Source organism: Williamsia sp. Y844, assembly GCF_056786475.1.
In genome coordinates, this window is sequence record NZ_JBXCJB010000002.1 from 560420 (window position 1) to 580298 (window position 19879).

The following is a 19879-nucleotide window of genomic DNA, read 5'->3' on the forward strand; positions in this document are numbered from 1 at the left end:
GGGCGGCGGGGCCGGGTCAGGCCCAGCTCGGTAGCCAGATCTGCAGGTTCCACAGCTCACGGCTGATCGGGGATCCGGTGAGGATCGGCCACATCCACATGAAGTTGAGGACCACGAGTCCGATGTAGACGCTGACCCCGACCGCACCGACGAGCCGCCACTCGTAGGCGTTCTTACGTTTCTTTCGGCTGGCCGAGAGGATGTCGCCGACACAGAGCGCCAACCCCATGATCAGGAACGGTGCCATCGCGGTTCCGTAGAAGAAGTACATCTGCCGGTCGAGGTTGGCGAACCAGGGCAGGTATGCCGCTCCGTAGCCGGCCAGGACCACCGCGTATCGCCAGTCGCGCCGGATGAACATCCGCCACAGGGCCCACGCGAGCATGGGTAGTGCCAGCCACCACAGGATCGGCGTGCCGATGAACATCATGGCGCGCACGCATTCGGACTCGCCGCACTTATCGGGCCCGTACTCGATGTAGTACAGCATTGGGCGCAGACTCATCGGCCACGTCCAGGGTTTGGATTCCCACGGGTGATGGTTGCCTGCGGAGTTGGTCAGGGTCGAGTGGAAATCGAGTACACCGGACTCGTAGTACCAGAGCGAGCGCAGGGCATCGGGCACCCAGGCGAACGGCCCATCGGTGCCGATCTGCTTGCCGACCTCGTATCTGTACACCGCCGTTTCGGATGCGAACCAGGGCGCAAACGTGGCGAGGTACACCAGGATCGGGGTGACGCCCAGTGAGAATCCGCTGGGGATCAGATCGCGAACCAGGACTCCGCGACACGGCCGCTGCACCTTGTATGCGCGCCGGGTGGCGACGTCGAAACCGAGCGACAGCACGACGAAGAAGATGACGAAGTAGATGCCGGACCACTTGGTGCCGCAGGCCAGTCCCAGGAGGATGGCCGCGCCGAATCGCCACCACCGGAAGCCCAGCCGGGGACCGTAGACGGAATCGGCCATCCGTCCTTCGAGGTGGACCTTGTGCATGCGGGCGCGCATCTGATCGCGGTCACACACGATGCAGGAGAGCGCGGCGACGACAAAGAAGATCTGGAAGATGTCGAGCAGGCCGGTGCGGGACGCGACAAAACTCACCCCGTCGCAGATCAGCAACACCCCGGCGATCGCGCCGACCAGGGTCGACCGGGTGAGCCGCCGGACCAGCCGGATCACGATGAGGATCATCAGCGTCCCGCAGACCGCGGACATGAAACGCCAGCCCCACGCGTCGTAGCCGAAGATCCACTCGCCGATGGCGATCATCCATTTGCCGACCGGGGGATGCACCACGAGGCCGTAGGCGGGGTTGTCCTCTAGCCAGTTGTCGCCGGTGAGGACCTGCCAGGCCTGGGGGACGTAGTGCTTCTCGTCGAAGACCGGCGTGCCCTTGTCGGTGGGTGTGCCGAGGTTGATGAAGCGGGTCGCAGCCCCGATCGCGGTCAGGATCAGAGTGACGATCCAGCCACGCCTGCGGTCGGTGGCACCGAAGATCGGTGCGGGTACATCGCGGGCACCATTCGGGGTGTTGCCGAGGTCTTCGGCATGCGTGCCCGGTAGCTCTCCCGGGAGCCGGCGGGTGTTGATCGAGTCCTCCGGCGTGGAGATCTCGAGCGGCGGGGAGAACGTCACGGGGCCAATCGTAGGCTGTGCAGTGATGAACTCTCCGGAACCGCACGGCCAACTCGTACTCGCAGCGACCCCGATGGGTCACCTCGACGACGCTTCACCCCGACTGCGGCAGGCGATGGCCAGCGCCGATGTGGTCGCGGCCGAAGACACCCGCCGCGCGCGGGCCCTGGCCGCGGGGCTGGGTGTGACCATCACCGGGCGGGTCGTGAGCTACTACGACCAGGTGGAGGCGCAGCGGACGCCGGCTCTGGTCGAGGAGGTGCGGTCCGGTGCGACCGTGCTGGTGATCACCGACGCGGGGATGCCGTCGGTGTCCGACCCCGGTTACCGACTCGTGGTGGCCTGCGTGGAGGCCCAGTTGCCGATCACCTGCCTGCCGGGTCCGTCCGCGGTCACCACGGCGCTCGCGGTCTCTGGGCTACCGGTCGAGAGATTCTGCTTCGACGGATTCGCTCCGCGTAAGCCGGGCCAGCGCAAGAAGTGGTTGTCGGCGTATGCGGTGGAGCCGCGTACCGCGGTGTTCTTCGAGGCGCCACATCGTCTTGCCGAATGTCTCCGCGATGCCGTGGAGGTGCTCGGACCCGACCGTCGGGCAGCGGTGTGCCGCGAACTCACGAAGACGTACGAGGAGGTGCGCCGCGGGACACTTGCAGAGTTGTCGTTGTGGGCCGCCGACGGTGTGCGCGGTGAGATCACGGTGGTGCTCGAGGGCGCTGTCGCCGGGGAACCCGACATCGATGAGTTGGTGGTGCAGGCCGAAGAGCTCGTGGCGTCGGGTACCCGTCTGAAAGAAGCCTGCACGCAATTGGCGATGTCGTCGGGTGCATCGAAGCGTGAGCTCTACGAAGCGGTACTCGCTGCCCGCGCAGAGGAGTAGTGGCCCCGAACTCGACCCCGGTCAGTCGCCGGCGTCGGTCAGCTGTTCGGGTCCGTGTCTGAGGCCGATGATCGCGGCAGCCTTGTCCAGGCACTCCTGCCACTCGCTTGCGGGGTCGGAGTCGATGGTGATGCCACCGCCGACACCGAGGTGGGCCGAACCGTCGGGTGAGACCTCTACCGTCCGGATCGCGACGTTGAGGTCGAGGTCGCCACCGGGGGAGGCCACCCCGATTGCGCCGCAGTAGAGCCCGCGGGGATGCTGCTCCCAGTCCGTGAGTAATTCGCGCGCACGGATTTTGGGGGTTCCGGTGACCGAGGCGGGCGGAAATGTCGCGTCGAGGAGGTCGCCATTGGTGACCGATTGGCCGAGCGTGGCCTGCACCGTCGACACCAGATGCCAGACACCGGGGGCGGGATGGACCTGCAGCAACTCGGTGACCGTGACCGTACCCGGGACGGCGACGCGGCCCAGGTCGTTGCGGACCAGGTCGACGATCATGATGTTCTCTGCCACGTCCTTGGCGGAGTCGAGCAGTTGTTGCGGGTCGAGGTCGATGGGAAGTGTTCCCTTGATGGGACTCGAACTGACCACCGAACCGTGGCGTCGCAGATAGGTCTCGGGGGAGAACGACACCACCGAACCCCAATCACCTTGCAGGAAAGCTGATTTCCTGGGGTGGGTGACATCGACGCCATCGGAGAAGTAATTCGCCACCGACCCGTCGACCTGTCCGGTGAACCGCGTGCAGATGCAGGCCTGATACACCTCGCCGGCTGCGATGGCGTCGAGGCAGTGCTCGATCGCCGCCACATGCGGCTGCTTCGGGGGCGGCGACCATCGCACAGACCAGTTGTCCCGGTGTTGCTCGCCGAGGGCGGCGAGAACCCAATCGGGACATGGCTGATCGGTGACCGATGTCCACCACCAGGTGCCCAGCCGGTCCTGAGTCAGAATCGCGTCCGTCGACCCACCCGCCGTTGCAGGCAGGGGGCCGTCGTCGGCGCGATCCGGAAAGCCCAGATAGCCGAACCAGAATTGATCCGGGTGGTCCGGGACCGTGGTGCCCTCGGTCAGCGTGATCGACGGTGCGATGACGGCATCGGACCCCAGCCAATCGCCGATCAAGGCCGCCGGACCGGGCAGGCCCAACCGGCGGGTGTGAAAGTCGAGCGCGCGCACCACATCCGGGGCAGCGGCCGCGACGAGTTCAACGCTGCGCAATGAATCGCATGCCTTGCCCGAGGATTGCCTGCGAGATCGTCACCTGGCTCAGGCCGGCGTCGGTGAATCCGTCTCGGAGTTCGTCAACGGTGATCAATCGGTGGGGAGATCCGTCATAGCGGTGGATGAACGAGGTGACCGGTGCGCGAACCAAGTCGTAGCCCAGGAGGCTGCCGCCGGGACGCAATACACGTGCGATTTCGCTCAGGGCCGCCGGCCATTCGATGACATGATGCAGCATCAGGAAACTCAGCACGGTGTCGAAACTGTTGTCGTCGAAGGGTAGTGCCGTGACGTCGGCGATCTGCGTGTGGGCGCGTTCGCCGAACTCGGAGAGCCGGGTTCGGGCGTCGTCGACCATGACCGGATCGATGTCGGTCGCGGTCACAGTGATGTCCGGATGTTCGTTCAGTAGCCGGGCGGCCATTACGCCGCTGCCCGAACCGATTTCCAAGACTTCATCACCCAAGGGCTGATCAGAACTGCTCCAGCCCACCATGGCCGATGCCATCGGCCGCCATATCGCGCTCTGGCAGAAGATCCGCTCGATGCGCGACATGGCCGGCACGAGGTCAGCCCTTCGGTGCTTCGTAGCGTGGGAAGATCGGTGTCGGCTTGGGAAGAGAGGTCCCGGCGGTGAGCCGCTGTGCGATGGCATCGAACTCGCGTGAATCAGGCTTGACCTCAAGTTGATCCAGCAGACGCGACGACGAGTCAGGCATCGCCGGCTGCGTGAGCAATGCCGCGATCCGGACCACCTCGGCACAGATGTAGAGCACGGTGCCGGTGCGTTCGAGATCGGTCTTCGCCAGCTTCCACGGCTCCGCGACCGTGATGTATTTGTTGGTGTCGCCGAGAACTTCCCAGATCGCCTCGAGCGCGGAATGGATTGCCTGCTGGTCGAATTCGATGCGAACGCGGTCCAGTAGTCCATCGGCCTTGGCCAGCAACGCATTGTCGGCGTCGGTGAGGTTCACCGGGGCCGGGAGCACACCGTCGAAGTATTTGCCCACCATCGACAGTGTCCGCTGGGCGAGGTTGCCGAGTTCGTTGGACAGGTCGGCATTGACCCGCGCGATGATCGCGTCGTGGCTGTACGAGCCGTCCTGACCGAACGGGACCTCGCGCAGGCAGAAGAACCGGATCGGATCGAGGCCGAACTCGCCGATCAGCGTGGCGGGGTCGACAACGTTGCCGACCGACTTGCTCATCTTCTCGCCGCTGTTGAGCAGGAAGCCGTGTGCGAACACCCGTTTCGGCAGTTCGATCCCGGCGCTCATGAGGAACGCGGGCCAGTACACGCAGTGGAACCGGATGATGTCTTTGCCGATGATGTGCAGATCGGCGGGCCAGAACTTCTTCCAGGTTTCCGACTCGGTGTCGGGGAAGCCCGCGGCGGTGATGTAGTTCGTCAGCGCGTCGACCCACACGTACATGACGTGGTCGTCGTCGCCCGGTACCTTCACACCCCAGTCGAACGTGGTGCGCGAGATCGACAGATCCCGGAGGCCGCCGCGGACAAAGCTGACCACCTCGTTGCGGCGCGTGGTGGGTCCGACGAACTCGGGATGCTCGTCGTAGAGCGCGAGGAGCTTGTCCTGGTATGTCGAGAGCCGGAAGAAGTACGAGGCCTCTTCGGTCCACTCGACCGGCGTGCCCGACTCGGTGGCGATGCGGCTGCCGTCCTCGAGCACGGTCAGTTCGGAATCGCCGTAGAAGGCTTCGTCGCGGACGGAGTACCAGCCGGAGAACTTGTCCAGGTAGATGTCGCCGTTGGCGTTCATCCGCTCCCAGATGGCGCGCGATGCCACGTGGTGGTCGGCGTCGGTGGTGCGGATGAACCGGTCGAAGCTGCTGCCCAGCATCTCCTGGAGCTCACGGAACGCCGCCGAGTTGCGATCGGCCAGCGCACGGGTCTGCACGCCCTCGTTCTCGGCGGTCTGCTGCATCTTCTGGCCGTGCTCGTCGGTGCCGGTGACAAACAGCACCTCGTGGCCGTCGAGCCGCTTGAATCGTGCCAGCGTGTCGGCGGCGATGTACTCGTAGGCGTGCCCGATATGCGGTGCCCCGTTGGGGTATGCGATGGCCGTTGTCAGGTAGAACGGCGGTTTTGTTGCAGAAGCCATGGTGCCGACAGCTTATCGGCAGGCCGAGCCTGCGCGGATCCGGCCACTACAGTTGCCCGGTATGGGTCACCCCACCGGCACACGAGTGCATGTCGAGCGATTTGCCGCCGCCCGGTCGGCGCGGCTGGCGACCGTCTCGGCCACCGGTGGTCCGCACCTGGTCCCGGTCGTCTTCGCGGTCAACGACCAGACGATCCACATGGCCGTCGACGGCAAACCGAAATCGACTCAGCGGCTGCGGCGGCTGGCGAACATCGAGCGCAATCCCCAGGTCTGCCTCCTGGTCGACGAGTACTCCGAGACCTGGGAGCAGCTGTGGTGGGTACGGGCCGACGGTCACGCCTCGATCCACACCGAAGGCGCCGAGGTGGACCGGGCGTATGCGCTCTTGCGTGCCAAATATCCTCAGTACGCGACCGTGCCACTCGACGGCCCGGTCATCGCGGTGGACGTGACCCGATGGTCGGGCTGGAGCGCATCGGACCGGGCCTGACCAGGCAGCGCGAGACCAGGCAGCGCGAGACCAGGCAGCGCGAGACCAGGCAGCGCGAGACTAGGTGGCGCGAGCGAAATTCTGGGTCAGTTCCAAGACGATCCGCGGCCACAGGGGTTCGGGGATGTCGTGGGCCATGTCCTTGAGCAGCACGAACTTCGACCCCTTGACCGCCTTGGCGATCGCCTTGCCACCCGAGGGGCGCATCAGGCCGTCCGCGGTGCCGTGGATGACGACGGTCGGTGCGGAGATCGCGCGGGTATAGGGGAGCAGACTGCCGCTGCCCATCACCGCGGCGGACTGTCGCACGATGCCTGCGGGGTCGTGGGCGCGGTCATAGGCGAGGGTCGCACGGCGCAGGGACTCCTCCCACGGCAGTGCATATTTCGCACTGCCGATGGTGCGGGTGGCCTGCGCGGCGTTCTCGATGTACTGCTCGCGGGTGGCATCTTTGCCCGGCCCCGCCAGCAACGCCTTGAGTTTGCGGGGATCCGGCGGCGGCAGGAACGCCTGGTTGGTGCTGGAGAACATAATGCCCACCGACAACACGCGGTCGGCGTATTTGCCCGCCACGATCTGCGTGATCATGCCGCCCATCGAGCCGCCGACGACGTGCGCCTGCCGGATCTCGAGGGCGTCGAGGAGACCGATCGCGTCCGCGGCCATGTCGACCAGGGTGTACGGAACGTCGCTGGGTTTGCCGAGTTCGTAGTTGGCGAGCCGTTTGAGCAGTGAACCGCCGACCCGGACGCCGTCGAGATGGGTTGAGAGGCCGATGTCGCGGTTGTCGAAGCGGATGACGCGGTAACCCTGATCGGCGATCTTCATGCAGAACTCGGTCTGCCAGAACGTCAACTGGGCGCTCAGGCCCATGATCAGCAGCACGGCCGGGTCGTCGGGTTTGCCCATGTCTTCGTAGGCGATCGTGATGTCGCCGACCTGCTTGGTACCCACCCGATGATTGGTCTCGGTCACATCGCGCACTGTAGTGCACCGGCCGGCGACGCTCAGCGATTTCCATTCGCCAACCGCAGGGGCGGGCAGGCACAATCCACACATGCCACTGCGCCGGTTCCAGCAAGTCGATGTGTTCGTGTCCGGGCCGCTGACCGGTAACCCCGTTGCCGTTGTGTTCGGCGCCGACGACCTCACCGACGACCAGATGCGCACCTTCGCGCGATGGACGAATCTGTCCGAGACGACGTTCGTGTGCACCCCGGGGGATCCGGTTGCGGACTATCTCCTCCGGATCTTCACACCGGCCGGGGAATTGCCGTTTGCCGGCCATCCGACACTCGGCTCGGCGCATGCCTGGCTGCAGGCCGGTGGTGAACCCAAGGGCGAGAAGATCATTCAAGAGTGTGGTGTCGGGCTGGTCAGGATTCGCCCCGTCGGCGATGCCCTCGCTTTTGCGGCCCCGCCGCTGATCCGCTCCGGTGCTGTCGACGCCGCCGACCTCGATGCGATCCGGCAGGCTCTGGGCCTGCGTCCCTCAGATGTCGTGGCCGCGAACTGGGTCGACAACGGACCGGGCTGGATCGGCCTGTTGCTGACGTCGGCCCAGCAGGTACTCGAGGTCGAGCCGGATTTTGCCGCGCTCGGGACATACGACGTCGGCCTCATCGGCCCCTACCTCGGCGATACGGGACCGCATGATCGACCTGATTACGAGGTTCGGGCCTTTGCCCCCGGGAGCGGCGTGCCGGAAGACCCGGTGACCGGCAGCCTCAACGCCGGTCTCGCGTGCTGGCTGCGCGAGCTGGAGATCGCGCCCGCAACTTACGTCGCGGCGCAGGGGAGCGCGCTTGGCCGGTCCGGACGGGTACTGATCAACGACCACGACACCGATATCTGGGTCGGGGGCCGCAGTGTGTCGGTCATCGTCGGCGAGGTCGATCTCTGACATGACCGATCAGGTGACACAGGGACCCGTGGGCCAGGACAAGAGCACCGGCCAGGACAAGAGCAACAAGGAGCTCAAGAAGGAGCGGCGGCGGACTCCGCCACCGGATCCGCAGCCGTTGCCGCCGCTGATCGACTCCCACACCCACCTGGCCGCCTGCGGTGGGCGCGATCCCGAGTCGGTGCGGCAGATCCTCGACCATGCCGAGTCGGTTGGCGTCCTCGCGGTGGTGACGGTCGCCGACGACATCGTCGACGCGCGCTGGGCCGTGGACGCGGCGCGATGGGACTCGCGGGCCTACGCCGCCGTGGCGCTGCACCCGACGCACGCGCATCAACTCGACGATGCCACCAAGGCCGAACTCGAAGAGATGCTGACCGACCCTCGCGTGGTGTCGGTCGGGGAGACCGGCCTGGACTACTACTGGCCCGGCAAATCGGACGACTGCGCGACCGTGCCACAGCAGCATGAGGCGTTTGCCTGGCATATCGATCTCGCCAAGCGGGTCGGTAAACCGTTGATGATCCACAACCGGGAGGCTGACCGTGATCTCCTCGACGTCCTCGAACGCGAAGGTGCGCCGCAGACGGTGATCATGCACTGCTTCTCCGGCGACGAACGCGTCGCCGCGGAGTGTGTCGAGCGCGGGTATCTGCTCAGTTTTGCCGGAACGGTGAGCTTCAAGAACTCCACCACCTTGCAGGCCGCGGCCGCTCTGGTGCCCGACGATCAGCTCTTGATCGAGACGGATGCGCCGTTCCTGACACCGCACCCGTATCGCGGCCAGCCGAACCAGTCGTACGTCCTGCCGTACACCGCCCGGGCACTGGCCGAGGTACGGGGACAGGACCCGGCGCGCCTCGCCCGAGTTGTTACCCAAAACGCGATTCGCGCATACGGCTTGGACCTGCGCATATAGCGATAGCTTTGCACAAACCACACCATGTCGTTATCTTGTTGTGATCATGTCTGTGCTTGCTCGTATCAACGAATCGACCTCTCGCGCCCCACGCATCGCAATCGCGCTACTGCTCGCAGTACTCGTCGCCGGCGGTGTGATGGGGATCGTCGCCCACAAAAACGTCACCATCGACGTCGATGGCGAGGTGGTCAGCGTCGCCACCATGCGTAGCTCGGTCGACGCCATCCTCGACGAACAGGGTTACGACCCGGCCGACGGCGACCTGGTGTCGCCATCACCCGACGATCGGGTGGGCGATGGCGAGACCATCACGCTGCATCGGCTCAAGACCCTGACCGTCAATGTCGACGGAGAACCCCGTGAGGTCAAGACCACCGCGACCACCGTTCAGGAGGCGCTGGCGCAGATCGATCTCGACTCGGCGGCCAACGACATCGAGGGTCCAACCACCGAAGCGCTGCCGGTTTCCGGCGGCACCGTGAACGTGGTGCTCCCGAAGAAGGTCAAACTCACCGACGGTCCGAACACGTCGACGCCGCAGATCGCCGCGAAGACGGTCTCCGAACTGCTCGATGAGACAGGTAACCCGCTGGCGCCGACCGATCAGGTCACGCCTGCCGCCGACGCCAAGGTGACCAACGACATGGACATCACCGTCACCCGGATCCGTACCGAGACCGTGACGTTGACCGAACCGGTCGCACCACCGGAGAACAGGGTCGACGACCCCGCACTGACCACCGGTCGCACCGAGGTCAAGAACCCCGGGCAGCCAGGTTCCGCCGAGGTCACCTATGAGGTGACAACGGTCAACGGCAAGGAAACCGAGAAGAAGAAACTCGATTCCCTGGTGAAGGTCGAACCGAAACCGGCGACCGTGTCGGTCGGTACCAAGGCGGGTGCGCCGTATGTGGCGCCGGGCTCGGTCTGGGACCAGCTGGCGCAGTGTGAGGCAACAGGCAACTGGGCCATCAACAACGGCAACGGTTTCTACGGCGGCGTGCAGTTCGATGAGAACACCTGGAACCGCTGGGGCGGCCAGGAATACGCGCCTCGCGCCGATCTCGCGACCCGCGAGGAACAGATCGCAATTGCAACCAAGACCCAGGCCGCGCAAGGATGGGGCGCATGGCCTTCTTGCTCGTCCAAACTCGGACTTCGTTGATCGACCGCAGCACGTCTGCACTCATGGGCGGACGCTGCGCTGAGTAACGTGCCCGCACTGCTCGGTCCGGCGGAGATCCGCGAGCTCGCCGCCGAACTCGACCTCCGTCCCACCAAGACACTCGGCCAGAACTTCGTGCACGACGCCAACACGGTGCGGCGCATCGTCACGGCCTCCGGTATCGGCGAAGACGACGTGGTGGTCGAGGTCGGCCCCGGACTCGGCTCACTGACCCTGGGACTGCTCGCGGTGGCCAAAGAGGTGATCGCCGTCGAGATCGATCCCAGACTTGCCGGGCGGCTGCCAACGACCGTCGCGGAGCGTGCTCCCGATCAGGCCGATGCATTGACCGTGGTCACCAAGGACGCGTTGCGCGTCACTGCGGACGATCTGCCTGCAGCGCCGACCGCGTTGGTGGCAAACCTGCCGTACAACGTCGCGGTGCCGGTGTTGCTGCACCTGATGTCGGAGTTCCCCAGTATTCGCACGGCGTTGGTGATGGTGCAGCTCGAGGTCGCCCAGCGGCTCGCTGCCGGACCCGGCGGGCGCATCTACGGGGTTCCCAGTGTCAAGGCGCGGTTCTTCGGCGAGGTTTCCCAGGCAGGCTCGGTGGGACGTCATGTGTTCTGGCCCGAACCCAAGGTCGAATCCGGGCTCGTCCGGATCACTCGGTACGAGCAGCCGCGCTGGCCGATCGACGAAACCCATCGTCGCCGCGTCTTCTCGGTGATCGATGCGGCTTTTGCCCAGCGACGCAAGACGTTACGAGCAGCTCTGTCCGGCCTGGCCGGTTCGGCTCCGGCGGCCGAGGAACTGCTCACCGCCGCCGGCATCGATCCCAAACTCCGGGGTGAGCGCCTGGCCATCGAGGACTACGTGGCGCTGGCCGCGCAGCTCGATTAGCCGGTCCGCATAGAATTGGCGATCGTGCTGTCTGTTGTTCCACGTCCTGTCACGGTTCGGGTACCCGCCAAGGTGAACCTGCACCTTGGCGTCGGTCTGCCCCGTCGTGACGGCTATCACGAATTGACGACCGTGTTCCAGGCGCTGTCCCTGTCCGACACCGTCTCGGTGGCCCCGGCCGACAACCTCACGATCGTTGTCACCGGAGACAGCGCAGGCGAGGTCCCGCTCGACTCCACCAACCTGGCGTGGCGAGCAGCCGAGTTGATGTCGCGGGCGGCGGGCAGGCCACCCGAGGTGGCGATCACCATCAACAAAGGCATCCCGGTTGCCGGCGGTATGGCGGGCGGTTCGGCCGATGCCGCCGGTACCTTGCTGGCGATGTCCCGACTGTGGCGCCTCGAGATCGACCGCGCCACCATGCTCACCCTCGCCGCCGAATTGGGAAGCGACGTACCGTTTTCGCTGCGCGGTGGCACCGCGCTCGGCACCGGTCGCGGTGAGAAGCTCAACACAGTCCTGTCCCGCGGCGAGTACCACTGGGTGCTGGCCGTTGCCAAAGAAGGCCTCAGTACCGCGCAGGTGTACCGCGAACTGGACCGGTTGCGCGAGACGAACGCGTCGTCGGACGACACCGGCACCTATACCGAATCCCCCGACGAGCTCCTGCAGGCGCTCGCATCGGGTGACCCACAGAGAGTTGCAACTTTGCTACACAACGACATGCAACCGGCAGCGCTGTCCATGCGCCCGGCTCTGCGCCGAACACTGCGCGCCGGAGTGGACGCCGGAGCCCTGTCCGGGATCATTTCCGGGTCGGGGCCGACGTGCGCATTCTTGTGCGCCGACGAGGCCGCCGCGGTGGCCACCGCTGCCGAGTTGTCGGGCGCCGGTGTGTGCCGCTCGGTCCGGACCGCTTCCGGTCCGGTGGGCGGCGCACGCGTGATCGAGGCAGCGCTGTGACCGCGCCGGGAAAGCGTCAGGGCAACAACCTCATCTCCGTCGAGAAGATCAGCAAGTCGTTCGGCATCAAGCCGCTTCTCGAATCGGTCAGTCTCGGTGTCCAAGAGGGTGACCGCATCGGAGTGGTCGGGCTCAACGGCGGCGGTAAGACGACGATGCTCGAGATCCTGGCCGGGATCGAACCGCCTGATGAAGGCCGCGTGGCCCGCGCCACCGGGCTGCGGATGGCAGTGGTGACCCAGCGCGGTCATCTGCCACCCGAGCAGACCATCGGTCAGATCGTCCTCGGACCGCTCGGTGTTGCCGAACACGAATGGGCGGGCGACGCCAGGATCCGGTCGGTGCTCGCGGGCATCGGTATCGGAGAGCTCGGCCTGGACACCCCGGTGATCGCGTTGTCGGGTGGGCAGCGACGTCGGGTGGCATTGGCGGCCGCGCTGGTGCAGGACCTGGATCTGCTGATCCTCGACGAGCCGACCAACCATCTCGACCTCGAGGGCATCGCCTGGCTCGGCCAGCACCTGGTCAACCGGCGCAGCGCGCTGGTCGTGGTCACACACGACCGCTGGTTCCTCGACACGGTCGCGACCACCACCTGGGAAGTGCAGAACGGCAAGGTCGAGAGCTACGAAGGTGGCTACAACGACTGGGTCTACGCACGCGCGGAACGCACGCGGCTCTCCGATGTCGCCGAGGAGCGCCGACAGAACCTGGCGCGCAAAGAACTTGCCTGGCTGCGCCGTGGCCCGCCGGCCCGCACATCCAAGCCGAAGTATCGAATCCAGGCTGCGGAAAAGCTGATCGCCGACGTGCCGCCGCCACGAGACTCGGTGGCACTGGCCAGTTTTGCCAAACGACGCCTGGGCAAGGTGGTCATCGAACTCGAGGACGCCAAGCTCACCACCCCTGACGGCCGCGTGCTGATCGACGATCTGACCTGGCGCCTGGCTCCGGGCGAGCGCATCGGTCTCGTGGGTGTCAACGGCTCGGGTAAGTCGACGTTGCTGCGTACCCTGGCCGGTGAATTGCCGCCTGCCGCGGGCCGTCGCATCGAAGGGAAGACGGTCTCGATCGGCTGGCTGCGTCAGGAACTCGACGACCTGCCGGTCGACATGCGGGTGATCGAGGCCGTCGAAGACATTGCCGGACATATCGAATTGGGTGGTAAGGACGTATCGGCCGGACAGCTGGCCGAGCGTCTGGGATTCAGCCCGGCCCGGCAGCGCACACCCGTCGGTGATCTCTCCGGTGGTGAGCGTCGCCGATTGCAGCTGACGCGGGTGCTGATGGCGCAACCGAACGTGCTGTTGCTCGACGAGCCGACCAACGACCTCGACATCGACACGCTGCAACAACTCGAGGATCTTCTCGACAACTGGGCGGGCACCCTGGTGGTGATCAGTCACGACAGGTTCCTGATCGAGCGGATCTGTGAGAGCACCTGGGCGCTGTTCGGGGACGGCAAACTCACGAACCTGCCCGGTGGCATCGAGCAGTATCTGACGAAGCTGGCCAACGGACCGGCTGCGGCGTCGGCCGTCCAGTCGTCGGGATCGGCGAAGGCTGCCGGCGCGGCAGGCGGCGCACCCGCCAAAGGCTCTGGTGCCGAACGTGACATGGAAAAGGCACTGAAGAAGGTCGAAAGGCAGGTGCAGCGTCTGGTCAAACAGGAGACCGAGTTGCACAACAAGCTCGCCGACGCGGCCACCACACCGGATCAGCTCATCGCACTGGGTACTGAACTGAAATCCGTGGTGGCGCAACGTGAAGCGGCTGAAGAGTCGTGGATGGAACTCGCCGAAGCAATCGGCTGACGAGGAGGATATCGGTGTCGTTCATCCGCACACAGGTCGGCAACGGTGTCGGCGAGATCGTCTTGGATCGCCGGCAGGCCCTCAACGCGCTCGACCAGACGATGGTCGACGACATGTTCGTGGTCCTTTCGGGCTGGGCTGACGATCCCGAGGTCGAGACGGTGCTGGTCACCTCGTCGAGTGATCGCGCGTTCTGTGCGGGCGGCGACATCAAGGCCATCCGTGATGCGGTGCTGGCCGGCGACTTCGCCACCGTGACACGGTATTTCAGTGCGGAGTACGAACTCGATCAGCTGGTTGCGGACTTTCCGAAGCCGTACGTGGCATTGATCGACGGACCCGCGTTCGGCGGTGGTCTGGGCATCAGCGTGCACGGCGAGGTCCGGGTGGTCAGCGAAAAGGCGATGATCGCGATGCCGGAAACGGCAATCGGATTCATGCCGGATGTCGGCTCGACATATTTTCTTCCGCGGTTGCCGTCAGGTGTCGGCCTGTGGATGGGGTTGACCGGCGCCCGCGTGCGTGGCGCGGATGCGGTGGCTGTCGGTCTCGCGACCCACTACGTACCCAGCGCCAAGTTCGGCGGGCTCGCCGATGACATCCGGTCGGGAATGCCGCTCGCACAGGCGTTGTCGGGACGGACCGAGAAGGTTTCGTCGACGGACCTGCCGTTGGCGAAGATTGCCGAATACTTCAGTGACGATCCGGTGGCGGCCATCGTCGGCGGGCTGCGGGGCGCGGTCGGTGACGATTGGGCGGCCGAGACGGTCGCTGCGCTCGATGCGGCATCGCCGACGAGCCTGGTGGTGACCGCTGCACTGATCGAACTCGGTGCGCGTTCGACGCTCGACGAGTGCTTCGAGCGCGAGTTGCATGCGGCCGAGCAGATCACGCGGACCCCCGACTTCGCCGAGGGCGTTCGGGCGGTATTGGTGGACAAGGACCGCAATCCCACGTTCAGTCCTGCCGCATTGGCCGACGTGGATCTGGAGCTCATCACCCGCATCATCGGGTGAGGGGCGCCGACCACGCGCGATAAATTCTGACCGGGCGGAATGTGCACGTAGAATCGTGAGTTTTGTCATTCCTCAACGCGGTCGTGAGTGGTGAGGACCTCGGTCCCCGGTCCATCGGCGCCACTCTCATCGTGTCCTGCACCAGCGCTCGCCGCGGCAAGCATCGTCCGAACGGTGCTCTCGACGGTGCCCGGCTTCGAGCTGACGGTGTAATCGAACGAGCCGGTTCGTAACGGTTTGGCGTCTTCGGGCGGGTTTTCGTCAACGAACCTTGTGAAACCGATCACGGTAGGGTAGAGCGGCAAATTCGCAGCGCACACCGCATTTTTGAATAGTTGGACGCCAACAAAAGGTACTTTGCGCGCCTCACGAGGTCAGTTTGTGGTGGACATTCTCGGGTTTGTATATCAATCTGTTATCAACCAGTAACGCAGATGCAACGTCTGCAGCACGAGAAGGTTGGTAGTCATGCAGATTCTTTCCGCATGCACAATCTGCGGTCTCGCTGCGGTTATCGGGGGCTGATACCGCCACCCGGGCCGCCGAAGCGATTCTCGCCGTGACCCTGAGCCAAACGGGTCGGTTGTGGCATGCGCCGGGGCGGCAGCGTCCCTAGTTTCACAAATCCATCGACAGCGATGACCCCACATCGCCGGGAGTACCACTGCGCCCGGCGAGGTTGTCTGCTGCCTGCCGTCAGTCGGCCGAATCACATCTAGGAATCAGTTACATGTCCGTTTTCTCGAAGTTGCTCCAGGACGCCCGGAGCAGCGCATCGCATACGCACGCCCGTTACGTCGGGGGCGCCGCCACACTGGCGATTGCCGCCACGCTCACTGCGGGGGCATTCATCACGGAGGAGCCTGCCAACGCCGATACGGCCGCGGTCACGAAGTCTGCCACCCACTCGGCTGTAGTCGAGCCGTCGACCGAGACCGAAGCTCCGGCTCCCGCGGCGCCGGTGGAAACCGAACCCGCACCCGCGCCCGCCGTCGAGGAAGTCGCGCCCGAGCCGGTAGTGGCTCCGCCGCCGCCTGCCCCGGTCTACGAAAACAACCTCGACGGCTGGATTCGTCAGTCACTCGACATCCTGGCCGCGAACAACATCCCGGCGAGCTATGACGGGATCATGCGCAACATCATGCGGGAGTCGACCGGTAATCCGGCCGCCATCAACCTGTACGACTCGAATGCCGCAGCCGGTATCCCGTCCAAGGGCCTGCTTCAGGTGATCGACCCGACCTACGCGGCCTACCACGTCGAAGGCACCTCGTACGACATCTGGGATCCGGTCTCCAACATCGTCGCCGCCTGCAACTACGCAGCGCATAAGTACGGCTCGATGGACAACGTCAACTCCGCTTACTGAGACCGACCGGCGGTCGGCTGACCGTCTGAGCAGTGGACGACCACAAACGCTCCGCCTGTACGAATACGCTCCGCATGCACGTGGAGCGGCTTCGAACAGGTGGAGCGTTTGTGGTTCCGCAGTAGCGGGCTCGGTCGTATTCGCCTACCCTCGCACGAAACAGTGGGTCGTTTGACCCACATGAGGCAGGCGGGGGACTGCGTGGCACGGATGTCTGTGGAGGTGCGGCGGGACCTGCTGGTGCGCGCTGCGTTCCGGGTCATCGCCGATCATGGTGTGGAGGCGGCGACCACCCGCCGGATCAGTGCTGAGGCGGGCATGTCGCTGGCCAGTTTCCACTACGCCTTCGAGTCCCGGGACGAACTGCTGGCCGAGCTGGTCGCCAGGGGTACCTCCGACGAACTGGCATCGGTCACCGCACCGCTGGCGCCACCGGAAACATCGGCGGCGCTCGACACGGGTGAATGGAAGCTCCCGGACGATATCGGCGCGCTGATCAAGGCCGGTTTGATGTCGTATCTGGAGAGTGTCGTCTCCGACCCGGGTCGGGAGGCGGCGATGATCACGCTCGCCCAGTACGCGCGCCGCACCGAAGGCCTCGAGCACTTCGCCACCCGCCTGTACACCCGGTACTACGAAATCGCTCAGGTGTCGCTGGAGGCGGCGGCTGCCGCGATGGGTGCCACCTGGACCACCGATCCGGAGTATCTGGCACCGCTGGTGGTGGCGGCGACCGACGGTTTGACGTTGGCCTATCTCAACACCGGTGACCGTGAGGTCGCCGAGCGCATCATCGATGCCACCGTGGCCTCACTCCTTGGGCACCTCGCAGATTCGCCTGCGTCATGAGTATCGACCTGGGTGTGCCGGATCTGGATCTGGCCGCGTCGACGATGCGACCCGATTGGCCCTGGGCGGCCGACCCTGAATCATATTGGGGTGCAATCGATGCGGCGGTTCGGGACTACGGCGACCCGGATGGCCCGACTGCGGTGCTGGAGCTGACGGCACTGCGGCACAACCTGGCCGATCTGCGGTCCCGGGCCGGGGGTGTGCCGATCCGGGTGGCCTCCAAATCGTTGCGGATCAGATCGGTCATCGAGCAGGTCCTGGCAGTGGACGGATTTGCCGGTGTGCTGGCCTACGATGTGGCAGAAGCTCATTGGCTGGCAACGGCCGGTGATGTCGGTGATGTTCTCGTCGGATATCCCAGTAGCAGCCGGCGTGCGATCTCGCGCCTGGCAGCCGATCCGGTTGCCGCGCAGCGGGTCACATTGTTGGTCGATTCGGTCCCGCAGCTCGACCTCATCGAATCGGCGCGAACTCTGTCGGGGGTGCCCGGAACTGCTGGGCCACTTCGGATTGCCGTCGACCTCGACGCCTCGTACAGAGCGCCGCTGCTCGGTCACATCGGCGTGCGCAGATCCCCGGTCCGAACCGTCGCCGAGGCGGTCGGCCTGGCCACCGAGATCGTCAACCGCGCCGGGATGACACTGGTCGGGTTGATGTCCTATGAGGCGCAGGTCGCCGGGGTCGGCAACGAGATCGACGGAAGGCGACTGCGCAACAACCTCATCAGCGATATCCAGCGTCGTTCGATGGAAGAGCTCATCGGCCGCCGCTGCGAAGTGGTCGCTGCGGTCGGTCAGATCGCCGATCTCGAGTTCGTGAACGCCGGGGGCACAGGCTCGATCGAAGCCACCGCTGCCGATCCCTCGGTGACGGATATCGCCGCCGGTAGCGGTTTCTTCGGTGGGCACCTCTTCGACAACTATTCGCATTTCAAACCGGCACCGGCAATGGCGTTCGGTCTGGCAGTGGTCCGGATACCGGCCCGCAGCGTGGTGACCTGCCTCGGCGGCGGATGGATCGCGTCGGGACCGCCGGGTGGCGATCGGCTTCCGCTGCCGACATGGCCACCGGGACTGAGCTACCTCAGCCAGGAGGCAGCAGGCGAGGTTCAGACGCCACTACGCGGCAAATCTGCGCAGGCGTTGTCAGTAGGGGATCGGGTGTGGTTGCGGCACGCGAAATCCGGTGAACTCTGTGACCGCGTGAACACGATTCTGGTGGTCGACCACGGTGCGGTCATCGGCGAACTGCCGAGTTATCGCGGCGAAGGGAAAGCGTTTCTGTGAGCGGCCCCCGGGTCTGGCGCAATTGGGGCGGTACGGAATCGGTGATTCCCGAACGGGTCGTCCGGCCCTGCAGTCCTGAGGAGATCGTCGCGGTGATTGCGCAGGCCCGCGCGAGCGGGTCGACGGTCAAACCGGTCGGGTCGGGTCACAGCTTCAGCGCGGTCGCGATGGCACCGGGCATTCAGGTGGACATGTCGGCGATGCGTGGCCTGGTCGCCGTGGACGCCGACGCGATGCAGGTGACGCTGCGGGCCGGGACAACACTGGCGCAGATCCCGGCTCTGCTTGCGCCGCACGGGTTGGCCATGCCCAATCTCGGAGATGTCGACGCCCAGACGCTCTCTGGGGCCACCTCCACCGGAACGCACGGAACCGGACTGGGATTCGGCGGGATCAGCACCCAGATCGTCGGGTTGACGCTGGTGACCGGCACCGGCGAAGTACGCACGCTGGGCTCCGATGAGCCCCGGCTACTCCAGGCGGCAGCACTGGGCCTCGGCGCGCTGGGTGTGATCACCGAGATCACGCTGCAGTGCGTTCCGGCGTTTGCATTGCGGGCGACCGAACGACCCGAGTCGGTGGACAAGGTCATCGATTCGTTCCTCGGCAACGTCGAAACACATGACCACTATGAGTTCTTCTGGTTTCCGCATACCGGCTTTGCCCTGACCAAGGCCAACACCCGGGTCCCGATCGATATCCCGCGATCAGGTCCGGGAAAGCTGCGGCGCCACATCGATGACGACCTGGTCAGCAATCAGCTGTTCCGGGTCATGTGTGCGCTCGGCGCCAGGTACCCGGCGGTGGTGCCGAAACTCAATTCACTGGCAGGCAACGTCCTGTCGTCGCGCACGTACACCGACACCTCGACAAAGGTGTTCGTCTCAGCGCGTACCGTCCGGTTCCGGGAGATGGAATACGCGATACCGCTCGAACGGGTTCCGCAGGCACTGTGCGAGATTCGCCGGCTGATCGACGCCCGCCGCTATCGGGTCAGCTTCCCGGTCGAGGTCCGAGCGGCAGCCGCGGACGATCTGATGCTGTCCGGCGCGTCCGGGCGCAAGAGCGGCTACATCGCCGTCCACCGCTATCACGGTGACCCGCAGGACGAATACTTCGACGACGTCGAACGGATCATGGTCGCCCATGACGGTCGGCCGCATTGGGGAAAGATGCACACGCAGAGCAGTGCATATCTCCGGTCGGTATATCCGAGATTTGATGAATTCCAGGCGGTGCGACAAGAACTCGACCCAGGTGGAGTCTTTGTGAACCCGTATCTGGAGTCGGTGTTCGGAACGGTGATCAACAGCGAATAGGGGCGGAT

General features: G+C 65.3%; 18 protein-coding genes. 13 read left to right on the forward strand and 5 right to left on the reverse strand.

The genetic code is table 11. The features are described 5' to 3' along the window. Positions 1 to 16: 16 nt before the first annotated feature. A complete protein-coding gene (locus tag AC1TQG_RS14910; protein ID WP_482138758.1) occupies positions 17 to 1594 on the reverse strand; it encodes a dolichyl-phosphate-mannose--protein mannosyltransferase in 1578 nt (525 codons plus the stop codon). Between the two features lie 70 nt (positions 1595 to 1664). Between AC1TQG_RS14910 and rsmI the strand changes: the two genes are divergently transcribed. Next, positions 1665 to 2516, forward strand: a complete 852-nt coding sequence (gene rsmI, locus AC1TQG_RS14915; RefSeq protein ID WP_482138105.1) for a 16S rRNA (cytidine(1402)-2'-O)-methyltransferase — start codon at positions 1665 to 1667, stop codon at positions 2514 to 2516. Positions 2517 to 2537: 21 nt separating this feature from the next. Here rsmI and AC1TQG_RS14920 read toward each other — a convergent pair whose 3' ends face one another. Genes AC1TQG_RS14920 through metG form a run of 3 tightly spaced genes read right to left on the reverse strand, consistent with a single transcriptional unit; the run spans position 2538 to position 5866 of the window. Then, the gene (locus AC1TQG_RS14920) at positions 2538 to 3740 is read right to left on the reverse strand and encodes an aminodeoxychorismate synthase component I (protein ID WP_482138107.1); all 1203 of its coding nucleotides are present in this window, start codon (positions 3738 to 3740) and stop codon (positions 2538 to 2540) included. Then, entirely contained in the window at positions 3727 to 4299 is a 573-nt protein-coding gene (locus AC1TQG_RS14925) for a class I SAM-dependent methyltransferase (protein WP_482138108.1), read from the reverse strand. The genes AC1TQG_RS14920 and AC1TQG_RS14925 overlap by 14 nt, the downstream gene beginning before the upstream one ends. Positions 4300 to 4312: 13 nt before the next feature. Beyond that, the gene (gene metG, locus AC1TQG_RS14930) at positions 4313 to 5866 is read right to left on the reverse strand and encodes a methionine--tRNA ligase (RefSeq protein ID WP_482138110.1); all 1554 of its coding nucleotides are present in this window, start codon (positions 5864 to 5866) and stop codon (positions 4313 to 4315) included. A 61-nt stretch (positions 5867 to 5927) separates the two neighbouring features. On the opposite strand from metG, the gene AC1TQG_RS14935 reads away from it, so the two are divergent. Next, positions 5928 to 6359, forward strand: coding sequence for a TIGR03668 family PPOX class F420-dependent oxidoreductase (locus tag AC1TQG_RS14935; protein ID WP_482138112.1), 432 nt, complete (start codon positions 5928 to 5930; stop codon positions 6357 to 6359). Positions 6360 to 6419: 60 nt separating this feature from the next. Here AC1TQG_RS14935 and AC1TQG_RS14940 read toward each other — a convergent pair whose 3' ends face one another. Further along, positions 6420 to 7268: an alpha/beta fold hydrolase gene (locus tag AC1TQG_RS14940; protein ID WP_482138760.1), complete on the reverse strand. Its 849-nt coding sequence runs from the start codon at positions 7266 to 7268 to the stop codon at positions 6420 to 6422. A gap of 148 nt (positions 7269 to 7416) precedes the next feature. On the opposite strand from AC1TQG_RS14940, the gene AC1TQG_RS14945 reads away from it, so the two are divergent. The 11 genes from AC1TQG_RS14945 (at position 7417) to AC1TQG_RS14995 (ending at position 19871) form a co-directional block, all read left to right on the forward strand. Continuing rightward, positions 7417 to 8262, forward strand: coding sequence for a PhzF family phenazine biosynthesis protein (locus AC1TQG_RS14945; RefSeq protein WP_482138114.1), 846 nt, complete (start codon positions 7417 to 7419; stop codon positions 8260 to 8262). Position 8263: 1 nt separating this feature from the next. After that, entirely contained in the window at positions 8264 to 9181 is a 918-nt protein-coding gene (locus tag AC1TQG_RS14950) for a TatD family hydrolase (RefSeq protein WP_482138116.1), read from the forward strand. A 46-nt stretch (positions 9182 to 9227) separates the two neighbouring features. Next, entirely contained in the window at positions 9228 to 10349 is a 1122-nt protein-coding gene (locus tag AC1TQG_RS14955) for a transglycosylase family protein (protein ID WP_482138118.1), read from the forward strand. Positions 10350 to 10397: 48 nt separating this feature from the next. Further along, on the forward strand, positions 10398 to 11252 hold the full coding sequence (rsmA, locus tag AC1TQG_RS14960; protein ID WP_482138119.1) for a 16S rRNA (adenine(1518)-N(6)/adenine(1519)-N(6))-dimethyltransferase RsmA: 855 nt from the start codon (positions 10398 to 10400) through the stop codon (positions 11250 to 11252). A 24-nt stretch (positions 11253 to 11276) separates the two neighbouring features. Next, positions 11277 to 12215, forward strand: a complete 939-nt coding sequence (locus AC1TQG_RS14965; protein WP_482138121.1) for a 4-(cytidine 5'-diphospho)-2-C-methyl-D-erythritol kinase — start codon at positions 11277 to 11279, stop codon at positions 12213 to 12215. Then, on the forward strand, positions 12212 to 14029 hold the full coding sequence (locus AC1TQG_RS14970; RefSeq protein ID WP_482138123.1) for an ABC-F family ATP-binding cassette domain-containing protein: 1818 nt from the start codon (positions 12212 to 12214) through the stop codon (positions 14027 to 14029). Before AC1TQG_RS14965 ends, AC1TQG_RS14970 begins: the two co-directional genes overlap by 4 nt. Before the next feature lie 14 nt (positions 14030 to 14043). Next, a complete protein-coding gene (locus AC1TQG_RS14975; protein ID WP_482138125.1) occupies positions 14044 to 15045 on the forward strand; it encodes an enoyl-CoA hydratase/isomerase family protein in 1002 nt (333 codons plus the stop codon). Between the two features lie 730 nt (positions 15046 to 15775). After that, the gene (locus AC1TQG_RS14980; protein WP_482138127.1) at positions 15776 to 16414 is read left to right on the forward strand and encodes a transglycosylase SLT domain-containing protein; all 639 of its coding nucleotides are present in this window, start codon (positions 15776 to 15778) and stop codon (positions 16412 to 16414) included. A gap of 210 nt (positions 16415 to 16624) precedes the next feature. Then, on the forward strand, positions 16625 to 17263 hold the full coding sequence (locus AC1TQG_RS14985; protein ID WP_482138762.1) for a TetR/AcrR family transcriptional regulator: 639 nt from the start codon (positions 16625 to 16627) through the stop codon (positions 17261 to 17263). Between the two features lie 44 nt (positions 17264 to 17307). Beyond that, positions 17308 to 18552: an alanine racemase gene (locus tag AC1TQG_RS14990; protein ID WP_482138763.1), complete on the forward strand. Its 1245-nt coding sequence runs from the start codon at positions 17308 to 17310 to the stop codon at positions 18550 to 18552. Then, positions 18549 to 19871, forward strand: coding sequence for a D-arabinono-1,4-lactone oxidase (locus AC1TQG_RS14995; protein ID WP_482138128.1), 1323 nt, complete (start codon positions 18549 to 18551; stop codon positions 19869 to 19871). The genes AC1TQG_RS14990 and AC1TQG_RS14995 overlap by 4 nt, the downstream gene beginning before the upstream one ends. The last annotated feature ends 8 nt before the right edge of the window (positions 19872 to 19879 follow it).